Below are 13,166 nucleotides of genomic sequence, written 5' to 3' on the forward strand. Positions count from 1 at the left end.
TTGCAGTTGACACAATTATCCAATTGGTTGATTATGTCCACGTGACAGAGAATACGACTTGGCATCCGCATCGCTGGGCGGCACTGTTCCCGCTGCTGCTCGCGGTTTTCATGGACATGCTCGACAACCAGATCGTCGCCGTCGCACTGCCCTCGATCCAGCACGAGCAACAGGCGAGCGGATCGGCACTGGAGTGGATCGCCTCCGGTTACACGCTCGCCTATGCGCTGCTGCTGATCACCGGCGGCCGCCTCGGCGACCGGTACAGCACCCGCGCGGTCTTCCTCTACGGCACGCTCGGGTTCACCCTCGCCTCGCTGCTCGCCGGACTCTCCCCGGCGGTCGGGGTGCTGATCGGGGCCCGCATCGTGCAGGGGGTCTTCGCCGGGCTGATGGTCCCGCAGGTGCTCGCGGTGATCCAGACCGAATTCCCGCACGAGGAGCGTGGCAAGGCCTTCGCCATGTTCGGGGCGACGTTCCCGCTCGGCGGGGCGGCCGGCCCACTGCTCGGCGGGCTGCTCACCCAGGCGGACATCGCCGGGCTCGGGTGGCGCTCGATCTTCCTGGTGAACCTGCCGATCGGGCTGATCGCCCTCGGTTGCTCCGCCGCGTTCCTGCCCAGGAGGGCCGGACAGCCGGGCGTACGCATCGACCGGCTCGGTGTCGTGTTGCTCGCGCTGCCGTTGTTCGCCGTGCTCTACCCGCTCGTGGAAGGCTGGAGCATCGGCTGGCCGATCTGGACGATCCTGCTGATGCTCGCCGCGATCCCGCTCGCGGGGCTTTTCGTCTACCAGCAGTCGAAGCGGCGCACCGACCCGCTCATCGGGCTCGGCATGCTGCGCAGGCGGGAGATGTCCGCCGGGCTCCCCATCGCGATCCTGTTCACCGCGAGCATGGGCACCTTCGTGGTGCTGACCATGCACCTGCAGAACGGCCTGCACTACTCCCCACTGCAGACCGCGCTGACCTTCCTGCCGATCACCCTCGGCATCGTCGCGGGCAACGGCAGCTCGGCCGCGTTGATCAGGAAGCTCGGCAAGAACCTGATCCCGGTCGGCCTGATCGCCGGGCTCCTCGGCACCGCGGCACTCTGCTTCGTCCTCTCCAGCACGGGCGAGCAGCTGCACTCCTGGGAGCTCATTCCCGGTGCGGTGCTGCTCGGTTACGGGCTGGGAACCGTGATGAGCTCGGTGCTCACCGTGATACTCGCCGGGGTTCCCGCCGAGGAAGCGGGATCCGCGTCCGGAGTGGTGAACACCGCGATGCAGCTGGGTCCGACCTCGGGGATCGCCCTGCTCGGTACGGTGTTCTTCGCCGGTGGCGCGAACGCCTCGGCCACGATCACCGCGTTCCTGGTGGCCGCCGGACTACTCCTCGTCGCGCTGCTGCTCGCGCCGCTGCTTCCCGGGCGGGCCGGGGCGGACTCCCATGAAGGGGAACGGGTGGATCCGGTACACCACGGGTGAGGACGGCGCCAGGCTCGCCTACCGGAAACCCGGCGAGGGACGGCCCCTGGTGTTGGTGCACGGTTTCTGCGGATTCGCGGACAGGCACCGGATCCGCGCGGGCACGGGGACAGTGCACGGCCGCACATCCGGGCACCTGTACCCGGATGTGCTGGCCACCGACGGCCCGTTCTGCGCACTCGGCGCGCGCGTGGTGGCCCGGTTCTTCGCCGAAGTCAGCCCAGCGTGGTGAGCCAGCCGTGGGTGTCCTCGGCCGCCCCGGTCTGGATGTCGGTCAGCGCGGCACGCAGCTTCGTGGTGGCCGGACCCGCCTGACCGTCGGCGATGGTGAATTCCCCGCCCGCGTGCTTGACCTGGCCGACCGGGGTGATCACCGCGGCCGTGCCGCAGGCGAACACCTCGGTGAGTTCCCCGCTCGCGGCCTTCTTCTCCCATTCCTCGGTGGAGAACTTGCGCTCCTCCACCTCGTAACCGTGCTCGGCGGCGAGAGTGAGCAGCGAGTCGCGGGTGACCCCGGCGAGCAGCGAACCGGAGAGCTCTGGGGTGACGATGCGGTCGCCGAGCACGAAGAACAGGTTCATCCCGCCCATCTCTTCGACATAGCGCCGCTCCACCGCGTCCAGCCACACCACCTGGTCGCAGCCCTGCTCGGCGGCCTGGGCCTGCGCGGCGAGCGAAGCGGCGTAGTTCCCGGCGAACTTCGCCGCACCCGTGCCGCCCGGGGCCGCACGCACGTACTCGGTGGACAGCCACACGCTCACCGGCTTGATCCCGCCGGAGAAGTATGAGCCCGCCGGGGAGGCGATCAGCATGTACAGGTATTCGGTCGCCGGGCGGACACCGAGGAACACCTCGGTGGAGATCATGAACGGGCGCAGGTAGAGCGAGTCCTCGCCGCCCGCGGCGGGCACCCAGCGCTCGTCGACCGCCACCAGCTGGCGCAGCGACTCCACGAACAGGTCCTCGGGAAGCTCGGGCATGGCCAGCCGGCGCGCGGAGGCCTGAAACCGGGACGCGTTGCTGTGCGGGCGGAAGGTGGCGATCGAACCGTCCGTCTGGCGGTAGGCCTTGAGCCCCTCGAAGATCGCCTGCCCGTAGTGCAGCACCGTGGTCGCCGGGTCGAGCGAGAGCGGCTGATAGGGCCGTACCTGCGGTTCACCCCAGCCGCCGTCGGCGTAACCAATACTCACCATGTGATCGGTCATGTACTTGCCGAAACCGGGGTCGGCGAGTACCTCGGCCACGCGCTCCGCGGAGGCCGGATTCGGATGACGGGTCACAGTGAACTCGGACGAGAATTGGTCGGACGTCATAGTGTTCACGGTAGCTCGCCGCGAATCGCTGACCAACCGAGGTAGGCGAAACGCGTGAGCACGAGCACGGCGCACACCACGAGCCCGCCGAGCTGCCCGGCGAACACCACCGCGATCCCGCCGAGCGCGGGCGACCAGGCGGGGAACCGTTCGGCGGCCAGATCGAGCTGACCGTGCGCGCCGATCGCGAGCGCGAGCACCAGCGCCACCACGAGCACCGGCGTCAGCTCCCCCGCGTTCGCCACCTCGAGCGCATCGGTGAGCGGGGCCGGGGAGAATCCGGTGCGCGCGGCCCCGAGCTGATACTGGGCCACCCAGGCGAGAGCGCCGAAGCCGAGCGCGGCACCGGCGAGCCACCACGGGAATCCGCGACCGGGCCCGCGCGGCACCCCCGCCGCCGCACCGAGCAGCAGCACGGCGGCGGGCACGAGCAGCGCGGGGTGCACCGCCTCCGGTGCGTGTGACGGCGGGGCGATGCCGAGACCCGCCCCGGTGAACAGCACCGCGGCCAGCGCGCCGAGCCCGATGCCGAACCAGGCGAGCACATCCGGGATCGCGGTGCGCGCGAACACCAGCAGCCCCAGCAGGACGAGCACCACCACTCCGGCCAGCCGCGGGTAGCCGGGGACCAGGTAGTCGCCGATCCCCCTGGCGAGCACCCCGGCGGTGGCGCACGCGCACAAGCCGTCCAGCGCCCGCCCGGTCCGGCCAGCCGTCTCCGGGGCGGGCACCAGCCGCGCGGCGAGGGCGAGCAGCACCGCGGGCACCCCGGCCAGCGGCGCGTACCGGCCGGCGATCAGGGCCAGCGGCCCGATCGCGAGCACGCCGAGACCAGCGAGGGCGAGGCTGCTGGTTCGCTGCATGCGCACACCGTCGCAGACCGAGCCGGAGCAGCACCCGCCAGCACTGGTTACGATGCGTCGCGGATCTGGGAAAACAGCACACGAAAGCAGGGAGCGCTCCGTGGCCACGCCGAAACTGAGCATCACGAAAACCGGGCTGGAGACGATCGCCGTCGACGCCGTCGTGATCGGCACGATTGCCGGTACGGACGGGATCGCGCTCGCGCCCGGCGCCGAGGCGATCGACGCGGCCTTCGGCGGCAGGCTCACCGGGATCCTCACCGATCTCGGCGCGAAGGGCGCCGCGGGCGAGGCCGTGAAGCTGGCCACCCTCGGCACGATCACCGCTCCGGTGGTGCTCGCCGCGGGACTCGGTGAGGTCGAGGACGCGCCGAGCGCCGAGCAGGTGCGCCGCGCGTCCGGGGTCGCCGCCCGGGCGCTCGCCGGAACCAGGAAGGCCGCGAGCACGCTGTCCACTATGGACACCCACGCCGCGGTCGAGGGCACGATCCTCGGCGCGTACCGGCCGAGCGTGAAGCCGAACGGCGAGGCGCTGGGGAGCGTGGCCTTCGCCGCCGGGGGCGGAACCGGGCAGCGGGCCGAGCTGCGCACCGCGACCGCGATCGCCGAGGCGGTGTGCCAGGCACGCGACCTGATCAACACCCCGCCGAACGAGCTGTACCCGCAGTCCTTCGCCGTCCGCGCCAAGCAGCTCGGCGAGGACGCCGGTATGACGGTGGAGGTGCTCGACGAAAAAGCGTTGCGCCGCAAAGGATTCGGCGGAATCCTCGGAGTCGGCGACGGCTCCTCGCGGCCGCCGCGCCTTGTCCGGATGCGCTACCGCCCGGGCAAGCCGAAGGCCAAGGTCGCCGTGGTCGGCAAGGGCATCACCTTCGACACCGGCGGGATCTCGCTCAAGCCGCCGGCGAAGATGGACGACATGACCTCGGACATGAGCGGTGCCGCCGCGGCGATCGCCGTGGCCGCGCTCGCCACACGGCTCAAGCTCCCCATCGAGGTCACCGCGACCGTCCCGATGGCCGAGAACATGCCCTCGGGCACCGCGTACCGCCCCGGTGACGTGCTCACCATGTACGGCGGCAAGACCGTCGAGGTGCTCAACACCGACGCCGAGGGCCGCCTCGTGCTCGCCGACGCGATCGTGCGTGCCTGCGAGGACAAGCCCGACTACCTCATCGAGGCCGCCACGCTCACCGGGGCGCAGCTGACCGCGCTCGGCACCCGCACCAGCGGTGTGATGGGCAGCCCGGAGTTCCGGGACCGGGTCGCCGGACAGGGACGCGAGGTCGGCGAGGCCGCGTGGGCCATGCCGCTGCCCGAGGAACTGCGCGCCGACCTCGACTCGAACCTCGCGGACCTGACCAACGTCTCGAACGGGGCCAAGGTCGCCGGGATGCTGCTGGCCGGGGTGTTCCTCGGGGAGTTCGTCGCCGAAGGGGTCGACTGGGCGCACATCGACATCGCGGGCCCGGCCTACAACACCGGATCGCCGTGGGGCTACACCGGCAAGGGCGGCACCGGGGTCCCGGTACGCACCATGGCCGCGGTGCTCACCGATATCGCCGAGCACGGCTGAGCGGAAGGGCCCGATCACCGGGCACGTTACGGTGAGCCGATGACGCAGTGGCTGCTGACGGTCCTGGGTTCGGTGACCTGGTTCCTGCTCGTGCTCGCCATGATCGGCGTGGCACGGCGGGTGCTGGGAGTTCGCATCGGATTCCTGCGCGGAGCGGTCACCGCGGTCATCGGCTGGACCGTGGCTGGCGCGATCGTGCAGTCCTTTCCCCCGGTGCACAGTGCGGGCAAGGCGGTCGGGCTGCTCGTCCCCATCGTCGGGGCGGCGCTGATCGTGGTGCTGATCCTGTTGCTGGCCGCGGAGTTCGTCCATCCCAGCGGGCAACCGTGGAACGTGCGCGGCTGGCCGGGGGCCCTGGTGCGATGGTGGCGGCGCAGCAGGCGATACGGGCGGATTCTGCGGATCGCGGCACGCCACGGGCTCGGCGGCTACCTCGGTGGCCGGGGTGGGCGCGGGGATCAGGCACCGGCGCGGCGCATCCGGCTGGCCCGCTCCCTGCGCACCGCGCTCGAGGAGGGCGGGGTCACCTTCGTCAAGCTCGGCCAGGTGCTCGCCACCAGAACCGAACTACTGCCCAGAGAATTCACCACGGAGCTCGCCAAACTTCAGCACCAGGCGGGCGGTTCGGACGATGCGGCGACACTGGCAGTGCTGCGCGCCGAACTCCCCGAAGCCGATCTCGCCGAGCTGTCCGGCCAGCCGCTCGCGGCCGCCTCCATCGCGCAGGTGTATCCGGGACGGCGCGCCGACGGCACCGAGGTCGCGGTGAAGGTGCGCAGGCCGGGGATCCGCGAGACCGTCGAGCGGGACCTGGACATCCTCGCCAAGGTCGCCGCCACCCTCGAAGCCCGCGCGAGCTGGGCACGCAGGCTCGGTCTGGTCGAACTGGCGCACGGATTCGCCCGTGCGCTGACCGAGGAACTCGATTTCACCATCGAGGCGCGCAATCTCGAGGCGGTGCGCGCCGCCGATCCGGACGGGCGAATCGTGCTTCCCCGGGTCTACGAGGCCAGCGAGAGCGTCCTGATCACCGAACGGCTGCGCGGCACACCACTGAGTGCCGATACGGAGCTCGCCGACCGGGAGGCAGCGGCGAATGCCCTGCTCACCACCATGCTCGGGCAGGTCATGCGGCACGGGGTGTTCCACGCCGATCCGCATCCGGGCAATGTGCTCGTCCTCGAGGACGGCAGGCTGGCCCTGCTCGATTTCGGTTCGGTCGGGCGCATCGACGGGGCCCTGCGCGAAGGACTGCGCGCCTTCCTGCTCGGCGTGGACTCCGGCGACGCGGCCGCGATGCGCGACGCCCTGCTCGACATCCTCGACCGTCCGGAGCGGATCGATGGTGCCGCGCTCGAACGCGAACTCGGCCGGATCTCCGCCAAGCACCTCGGCGGGGACGCACGCCCGAACTCCGCCCTGTTCGCCGAGCTGTTCTCCCTGATCGGCGCGCACGGGCTCGCGGTTCCCCCGGAGATCGCGGCGGTCTTCCGCGCGCTCGCCACGCTCGAGGGCACCCTGACCACGCTGTGCCCGGGCTTCGACATCCTCGCCGGTGCCCGGACGTACGCGGGAGAACAGGTGCGCGCGGCGGTGCATCCGGAATCGGTGCGCGAGCTGGCCATGCGGGAACTGGTGACCACGCTCCCGGTGCTGCGCAAACTGCCGCGCAGGCTGGACCGGATCACCGGATCGCTCGAGGAAGGCAGGCTCTCGGTGAACGTGCGGCTGCTCGCCGATCCGCGGGACCGCAGGGTGCTGTTCGGCGCGCTGCACGAGGTGCTGCTGGCCGTGCTCGGCGCGACGGCCGGGATCATGGCCGCGCTGCTGCTGTCCTCGGGTGGCGGGCCGCCGATCGTCCCGGGGATCACGCTCAAGGACCTGATCGGGTACAACCTGCTGATGATCAGCGCGCTCATCGGGGTGCGCCTGCTGTATCTGGCGTTCCGCAATCAGCGCGGGCGCGGGGAACCCTGACCGTCCTCTTTCCTGCGCCGGTTGTAGGCGCGCATGCGCTGCGGGTAGCCGACCACTCCGGCATCGTAGACCGGGATACCGAGCGAGTCACCGAGTGAATGCGCCGCGCGCGGCCCGGAAACCCGGCGGCGCGTCCACTCTCCATCATGCGCGACGAGCATCACGGTCGTCTCGGTGACCGTGGTCCTCGGTTCGACATAACCCTCGACACCACGCCGGGCACCGGCCCATTCCCGCAGGTAGGCCGTGTTCTCGCGAGTTTCTCCCCGCTTGCTGCCCGCGCGTTTACCGTGCCGGAGCCTGGTACGGATCCCCATAGGCGAACCTCCACCTCGTTGCCGTCCGTCCCCGCATCACAAGAATGCACGCCTTGGTGGAAAGATGGCGTATGGCCGCGGGCGGCCGTTCGGTACCCGCGACGCTGGTTAGAACAGAATCTCGCCTGATCTAGGAGCGATTGTGACCGACGCCGACCTCGTGATCCTTGGTGGCGGCTCCGGCGGCTACGCGTGCGCGTTCCGCGCTGCCGAGCTGGGCCTTTCCGTGACCCTCGTGGAGAAGGACAAGTTCGGGGGCACCTGCCTGCACCGCGGCTGCATCCCGACCAAAGCCCTGCTGCACGCCGCCGAGGTAGCCGACGCCGCCCGCGAGGGCGACCAGTTCGGTGTCAAGTCCTCCTTCGAGGGCATCGACATGAGCGGGGTCAACTCCTACAAGGACGGCATCGTCTCCGGCCTGTTCAAGGGCCTGCAGGGGCTGGCGAAGGCGAACAAGGTCAACGTCGTCGAGGGCGAGGGCCGGTTCGTCGGGCCGAACTCGGTCGAGGTCAACGGCCAGCGCATCACCGGCAAGAACGTGGTGCTCGCCTCCGGCTCCTACTCCAAGACGCTGCCCGGCCTCGAGCTCGGCGGCCGGATCATCGCCAGCGAGCAGGCGCTCAACCTGGACTACGTCCCGGAGAAGGCGATCGTGCTCGGCGGCGGGGTCATCGGCGTCGAGTTCGCCAGCGTGTGGAGCTCCTTCGGTTCCGAGGTCACCATCGTCGAAGCACTGCCGCGGCTGGTGCCGAACGAGGACGAGCACTCCTCCAAGCAGCTCGAGCGCGCCTTCCGCCGCCGCAAGATCACCGCGAAGACCGGCGTGAAGTTCACCGGGGCCTCCCAGGACGCCAACAGCGTCTCGGTGACCCTGGAGAACGGCGAGACCCTCACCGCCGACCTGCTGCTCGTCGCCGTCGGCCGGGGCCCCAACACCGCGGGCATGGGCTACGAAGAGGCCGGCCTGACCATGGAACGCGGCTTCGTGCGCACCGACGACCGGCTGCGCACCAACCTCGCCAACGTGTACGCGGTCGGGGACATCGTGCCCGGGCTGCAGCTCGCGCACCGCGGCTTCGCGCAGGGCATCTTCGTCGCCGAGGAGATCGCCGGGCTGAACCCGCGCCCGATCGAGGAGTCCGGCATCCCGCGGGTCACCTACTGCAAGCCCGAGGTCGCCTCCGTCGGGCTCACCGAGGCCGAGGCCAAGGAACGCTACGGTGCCGAGGTGAGCACCTTCACCTACGACCTCGCGGGTAACGGCAAGAGCCAGATCCTCAAGACCAAGGGCGCGGTCAAGCTGATCAAGGCACCGGACGGGCCGATCGTCGGCGTGCACATGGTCGGCGAGCGGGTCGGCGAACTGGTCGGCGAGGCCCAGCTGATCGTGAACTGGGAGGCGTTCCCCGAGGACGTCGCACCGCTGGTGCACGCGCACCCGACGCAGACCGAGGCGCTCGGCGAGGCACACCTCGCGCTCGCGGGCAAGCCACTACACGTCCACGGCTGAGGAACACCTCGCCCGGGGAGTCACAGGAAGTTCCGAGGAGTCAGGAGTCAGCACGCCATGGCATTCTCCGTCCAGATGCCCGCTCTCGGTGAGTCCGTCACCGAGGGCACCGTCACCCGCTGGTTGAAGCAGGAGGGCGACACGGTCGAGGTCGACGAGCCACTGCTCGAGGTCTCCACCGACAAGGTCGACACCGAGATCCCCTCGCCCGCGGCGGGGACGCTCTCGCGGATCATCGCGAACGAGGACGACACCATCGACGTCGGCGGCGAACTCGCGCTGATCGACGACGGTTCCGGTGGGGCACCCGCGGCACCCGCCGCGCAGGCCGAGCCCGAACCGGCCCCGGAACCGGCCGCCGCGACGGAATCCGCTCCGGCGGCGGAATCTGCTCCCGCGGCGGAATCTGCTCCCGCGGCAGAATCTGCGGCACCCGCACCGTCCGCGGGAGCGGGCACCCCGGTGCCGATGCCCGCGCTCGGTGAGTCGGTCACCGAAGGCACCATCACCCGCTGGCTCAAGCAGATCGGTGACTCCGTCGAGGTGGACGAGCCGTTGCTGGAGGTCTCCACCGACAAGGTCGACACCGAGATCCCCTCCCCAGCCGCCGGGACACTGCTGGAGATCAGTGCGAACGAGGACGACACCGTCGAGGTCGGCGGCCAGCTCGCGGTGATCGGCAGCGGTACGCCCGCGGCAGCGGCCCCCTCGCCGACGCCCGAACCGGAACCGGAACCCGCGCCCGAACCGGAACCGGTGCCGACGCCGGAACCCGCGGCGGCGGCCCCGGCGCCTGCTGCACCGGCTGCTCCGGCGGCACCCCGGCACGCGCAGCCCGAGCAGCCTTCGAGCGGCGAAAGCCCGTACGTCACCCCGCTGGTGCGCAAGCTCGCCAACGAGAACGGCATCGAGCTGGCCACGATCACCGGCAGTGGGGTCGGCGGGCGCATCCGCAAACAGGATGTGCAGGCGGCCATCGAGGCGAAGAGCCAGCCCGCGGCCAGTGCACCCGCGGCCGCTCCCGCCGCGGCCGCTCCGGCGAGCGCGGGCAAGGAGGTCCGGCCGGAACTCGCCGCGCTGCGCGGGACCACGAAGAAGGCCAACCGCATCCGGCAGATCACCGCGCAGAAAACCAAGGAATCGCTGCAGACCACCGCGCAGCTGACGCAGACATTCGAGGTCGACATGACCGGGATCGCGAAGCTGCGGGCCTCGGCCAAGGCCTCGTTCGCCGAACGCGAGGGCGTCAACCTGACCTTCCTCCCGTTCATCGCGAAGGCGGTCGTCGAGGCGCTCAAGTCGCACCCGAACGTGAACGCCTCGTACAACGAGGACACCAAGGAGATCACCTACCACGGCGCCGAGCACCTCGGCATCGCGGTGGACACCGACCAGGGCCTGATCTCGCCGGTGATCCACAACGCGGGCGATCTCTCCCTCGGTGGCCTCGCACGGACGATCTCGGACATCGCGTCCCGGGCACGCAGCAACGGCCTCAAGCCAGATGAGCTCGCCGGTGGCACGTTCACCATCACGAACATCGGCAGCCAGGGCGCGCTGTTCGACACCCCGATCCTGGTGCCCCCGCAGGCGGGCATGCTCGGCACCGGGGCGATCGTGAAGCGGCCCGTCGTGGTCACCGGCCCGGACGGCACGGACGCCATCGCCGTGCGGTCGATGTGCTACCTGCCGCTGACCTACGATCACCGGCTCGTGGACGGTGCGGACGCGGGCCGCTTCCTCACCACGGTGAAGAAGCGTCTCGAAGAGGCCAACTTCACCGCCGAGCTCGGGCTCTAGTCCACCGGCGGGAGTAATCTCGCAGGCATGAGCTCAACCTGTCGTAGCGCGCGCACCCCGGTCACCGTTCGCGAACTGGGTCTGGTCGAGTACCTGCCGACCTGGCAGACCCAGCGTGAACTGGCCGGGGCGCGCGCCGACGGCACCGGCGAGGACACCCTGCTGCTGTTGCAGCATCCGCCCGTCTACACCGCGGGGAAGCGCACCCGCGAAGCGGAGAAGCCGGCCGACGGGACCCCGGTCATCGATGTGGACCGCGGCGGCAAGATCACCTATCACGAACCGGGCCAGCTCGTCGGGTACCCGATCATCGGGCTCGCCGACCCCATCGACGTGCTCGAATACGTGCGCCGGGTGGAGCAGGCCATCATCGCGGTGTGCGACCGGCTCGAGCTGCCCGGCACCGGAAGGGTGGACGGGCGCACCGGTGTGTGGCTGCCCGCGGAGAACGGGCTCCCGGAACGCAAGATCGCCGCCATCGGAGTCCGGGTCGCGCGCGGAGTGACCCTGCATGGCTTCTCGATCAACTGTGACAACCCGCTCGGCGGTTTCGACACGATCATCCCGTGCGGCATCACCGATGCGGGAACCACCTCACTGTCCCGTGAACTCGGCAGGACCGTCCCCGTCGAGGAAGTGCTCCCGCTGGCCAGGGACGCCGTACTGGACGCGCTCGACGGCACGCTCGAGGTGACCGAGCGGGACATCGTCCGTGCCGGGGCCGAAGCACCGGGACTGCGACTCGAACTGTCCACCTGATCACCCGATGTGGCGCATCTGAGCACAGCGGGGAACCGCGCTCCGGTCCCGTCCCGTCCGATCCGTGACCGAATTCCGGACACGGAGGGTGTGGACACATGCAGCACTGGTCGGAACGTGAACTGCTGGACCGGCTCGCGCTCGCGGACAACGCGGCGGCCCGCGAACTGGTCGGCCGCTATGAGCGGATCATCGTCGGCGCGGCGGTCAAGCACCGGATCCGGCGAGCCGATCTGGACGACCTCATCCAGTCGGTGTGGCTGGCCCTGCTCGCCGAACACCGCACCATCCGCACCCCGGAGGCCCTCCCCGGGTGGATCCGCACCACCGCGCACCGGCTGTGCGTACGACTCACCCGCCAGCATCGCACCGAACTGTGCGCCGATCTCGCCGAGCTGCCGCTCGCGGACGAGCGCCCCGGTCCCGAACAGCTCGCCGTCCGCGCGGACCGGGCGCACCTCGTCCGCACCGCCTTCGCCACGCTGCCACAGCGGTGCCGCCGCCTGCTCACCCTCGACCTGTCCCACATCGGTTACGCCGAGATCGGCGGCGCGCTCGCGCTCGCCGAGGGCAGCATCGGGCCCACCCGGCGCCGCTGCCTGGACCGGCTGCGCGCCCGGCTCGCCGAACACCTCGAGGATCTGGCGAGCCCCTAGAGCTGGCGAGCGACCTCGGCGGCGATCAGTTCCACGTGGTCGAGGTCGGTGTGGTCGAGCATCTGCAGGTAGACCCGCTGCGCCCCGGCCTCCGCCCAGGCACCGAGGGTCTGCACGGCCTCGTCCACGGTGCCCGCGACGCCGTTCTCCCGCAGATCGCTGATCTCCCGGCCGATCGCGCCCGCGCGCCTGGTCACCTCGGCCTCGTCCTTGCCGACACAGGCCACGAGCGCGGCGGAGTAGGCCAGTTCGGCGGGTGCACGACCGGCGTCCGAGCACGCCTGCGCGACCCGGGCGTACTGCGCCTTCGCGTCCGCGAGCGGGGAGAACGGCATGTTGAACTCATCGGCGAAGCGCGCGGCCAGCGCCGGGGTGCGCTTGCGCCCGCCACCGCCGATGATCACCGGCGGCCGCGGCGACTGCGCGGGTTTGGGCAGGGCGGGCGAATCGGTGATCGTATAGTGCTCGCCCTGGAAGGAGTAGTTCCCCTCGGCCGCCCACAGTCCGGTGATGATCTCCAGCTGCTCGGCGTACCGGTCGAAACGCTCACCGAGCGGCGGGAAGGGCAGGCCGTAGCTGGTGTGCTCGGTCTCGTACCACCCGGTCCCGAGGCCGAACTCGACCCGGCCGCCGGACATCTGGTCCACGTTCGCCACGCTGATCGCCAGCGGGCCCGGGTACCGGAAGCTCGCCGCGGTGACCAGGGTGCCGAGCCGAATGCTCGTGGTCTCCCGCGCCAGACCGGCGAGGGTGATCCACGCGTCGCTCGGACCGGGCCGCGGATCCGCACCGCCCATGTGCTGGTAGTGATCCGAGCGGAAGAACGCGCCGTAGCCCGCGTCCTCGGCGCATCGGGCGATGCGCAGCAGATCGCTGTAGCTCGCGCCTTGCTGGGGTTCGGTGAACACTCGCAATTCCACGAGGCAACG

General features: G+C 70.5%; 12 protein-coding genes. 8 read left to right on the top strand and 4 right to left on the bottom strand.

Going from position 1 to position 13,166, the window contains the following annotated elements:
• Positions 1 to 41: 41 nt before the first annotated feature.
• Both A37U_RS42150 and A37U_RS0103685 read left to right on the top strand, forming a co-directional pair.
• Positions 42 to 1,466, top strand: a complete 1,425-nt coding sequence (locus tag A37U_RS42150; protein WP_020495260.1) for an MFS transporter — start codon at positions 42 to 44, stop codon at positions 1,464 to 1,466.
• Positions 1,429 to 1,698: a hypothetical protein gene (locus A37U_RS0103685; RefSeq protein WP_020495261.1), complete on the top strand. Its 270-nt coding sequence runs from the start codon at positions 1,429 to 1,431 to the stop codon at positions 1,696 to 1,698. Before A37U_RS42150 ends, A37U_RS0103685 begins: the two co-directional genes overlap by 38 nt.
• On the opposite strand, the gene A37U_RS0103690 is transcribed toward A37U_RS0103685, so the two are convergent.
• Together A37U_RS0103690 and A37U_RS0103695 are read right to left on the bottom strand one after the other, a co-directional pair.
• Complete coding sequence (locus tag A37U_RS0103690; protein ID WP_020495262.1) at positions 1,682 to 2,779, bottom strand: branched-chain amino acid aminotransferase; 1,098 nt, start codon at positions 2,777 to 2,779, stop codon at positions 1,682 to 1,684. The genes A37U_RS0103685 and A37U_RS0103690 overlap by 17 nt on opposite strands.
• Positions 2,780 to 2,784: 5 nt before the next feature.
• Entirely contained in the window at positions 2,785 to 3,642 is an 858-nt protein-coding gene (locus tag A37U_RS0103695) for a hypothetical protein (protein WP_020495263.1), read from the bottom strand.
• 100 nt (positions 3,643 to 3,742) lie between these two features.
• Between A37U_RS0103695 and A37U_RS0103700 the strand changes: the two genes are divergently transcribed.
• A complete protein-coding gene (locus A37U_RS0103700) occupies positions 3,743 to 5,218 on the top strand; it encodes a leucyl aminopeptidase (protein WP_020495264.1) in 1,476 nt (491 codons plus the stop codon).
• Positions 5,219 to 5,257: 39 nt separating this feature from the next.
• Complete coding sequence (locus tag A37U_RS0103705; protein ID WP_020495265.1) at positions 5,258 to 7,195, top strand: ABC1 kinase family protein; 1,938 nt, start codon at positions 5,258 to 5,260, stop codon at positions 7,193 to 7,195.
• Here A37U_RS0103705 and A37U_RS0103710 read toward each other — a convergent pair.
• Positions 7,171 to 7,512 (bottom strand): hypothetical protein, encoded by a 342-nt coding sequence (locus A37U_RS0103710; protein WP_020495266.1) that lies wholly within the window; start codon positions 7,510 to 7,512, stop codon positions 7,171 to 7,173. The genes A37U_RS0103705 and A37U_RS0103710 overlap by 25 nt on opposite strands.
• 142 nt (positions 7,513 to 7,654) lie before the next feature.
• Between A37U_RS0103710 and lpdA the strand changes: the two genes are divergently transcribed.
• From lpdA to A37U_RS42155, 4 genes are all read left to right on the top strand, one after another.
• Complete coding sequence (gene lpdA, locus A37U_RS0103715) at positions 7,655 to 9,022, top strand: dihydrolipoyl dehydrogenase (protein WP_020495267.1); 1,368 nt, start codon at positions 7,655 to 7,657, stop codon at positions 9,020 to 9,022.
• A gap of 57 nt (positions 9,023 to 9,079) precedes the next feature.
• Positions 9,080 to 10,822, top strand: a complete 1,743-nt coding sequence (gene sucB, locus A37U_RS0103720) for a 2-oxoglutarate dehydrogenase, E2 component, dihydrolipoamide succinyltransferase (protein ID WP_020495268.1) — start codon at positions 9,080 to 9,082, stop codon at positions 10,820 to 10,822.
• 27 nt (positions 10,823 to 10,849) lie between these two features.
• Positions 10,850 to 11,581: a lipoyl(octanoyl) transferase LipB gene (gene lipB, locus A37U_RS0103725; protein WP_020495269.1), complete on the top strand. Its 732-nt coding sequence runs from the start codon at positions 10,850 to 10,852 to the stop codon at positions 11,579 to 11,581.
• 98 nt (positions 11,582 to 11,679) lie between these two features.
• Entirely contained in the window at positions 11,680 to 12,237 is a 558-nt protein-coding gene (locus tag A37U_RS42155) for an RNA polymerase sigma factor (RefSeq protein ID WP_020495270.1), read from the top strand.
• On the opposite strand, the gene A37U_RS0103735 is transcribed toward A37U_RS42155, so the two are convergent.
• Positions 12,234 to 13,157, bottom strand: a complete 924-nt coding sequence (locus tag A37U_RS0103735) for an LLM class F420-dependent oxidoreductase (RefSeq protein WP_020495271.1) — start codon at positions 13,155 to 13,157, stop codon at positions 12,234 to 12,236. The two genes, A37U_RS42155 and A37U_RS0103735, sit on opposite strands and share 4 nt — an antisense overlap.
• Between the last annotated feature and the right edge of the window lie 9 nt (positions 13,158 to 13,166).

This window comes from Sciscionella marina DSM 45152 (assembly GCF_000379465.1).
GTDB lineage: Bacteria > Actinomycetota > Actinomycetes > Mycobacteriales > Pseudonocardiaceae > Sciscionella > Sciscionella marina.

Bases quoted from the DNA above. Each gene is read 5' to 3' on its own strand.
- A37U_RS0103685 (WP_020495261.1), top strand. From the start codon at position 1,429: ATGAAGGGGAACGGGTGGATCCGGTACACCACGGGTGAGGACGGCGCC.
- A37U_RS0103690 (WP_020495262.1), bottom strand. From the start codon at position 2,779: ATGACGTCCGACCAATTCTCGTCCGAGTTCACTGTGACCCGTCATCCG.
- A37U_RS0103695 (WP_020495263.1), bottom strand. From the start codon at position 3,642: ATGCAGCGAACCAGCAGCCTCGCCCTCGCTGGTCTCGGCGTGCTCGCG.
- A37U_RS0103705 (WP_020495265.1), top strand. From the start codon at position 5,258: ATGACGCAGTGGCTGCTGACGGTCCTGGGTTCGGTGACCTGGTTCCTG.
- A37U_RS0103710 (WP_020495266.1), bottom strand. From the start codon at position 7,512: ATGGGGATCCGTACCAGGCTCCGGCACGGTAAACGCGCGGGCAGCAAG.
- sucB (WP_020495268.1), top strand. From the start codon at position 9,080: ATGGCATTCTCCGTCCAGATGCCCGCTCTCGGTGAGTCCGTCACCGAG.
- lipB (WP_020495269.1), top strand. From the start codon at position 10,850: ATGAGCTCAACCTGTCGTAGCGCGCGCACCCCGGTCACCGTTCGCGAA.
- A37U_RS42155 (WP_020495270.1), top strand. From the start codon at position 11,680: ATGCAGCACTGGTCGGAACGTGAACTGCTGGACCGGCTCGCGCTCGCG.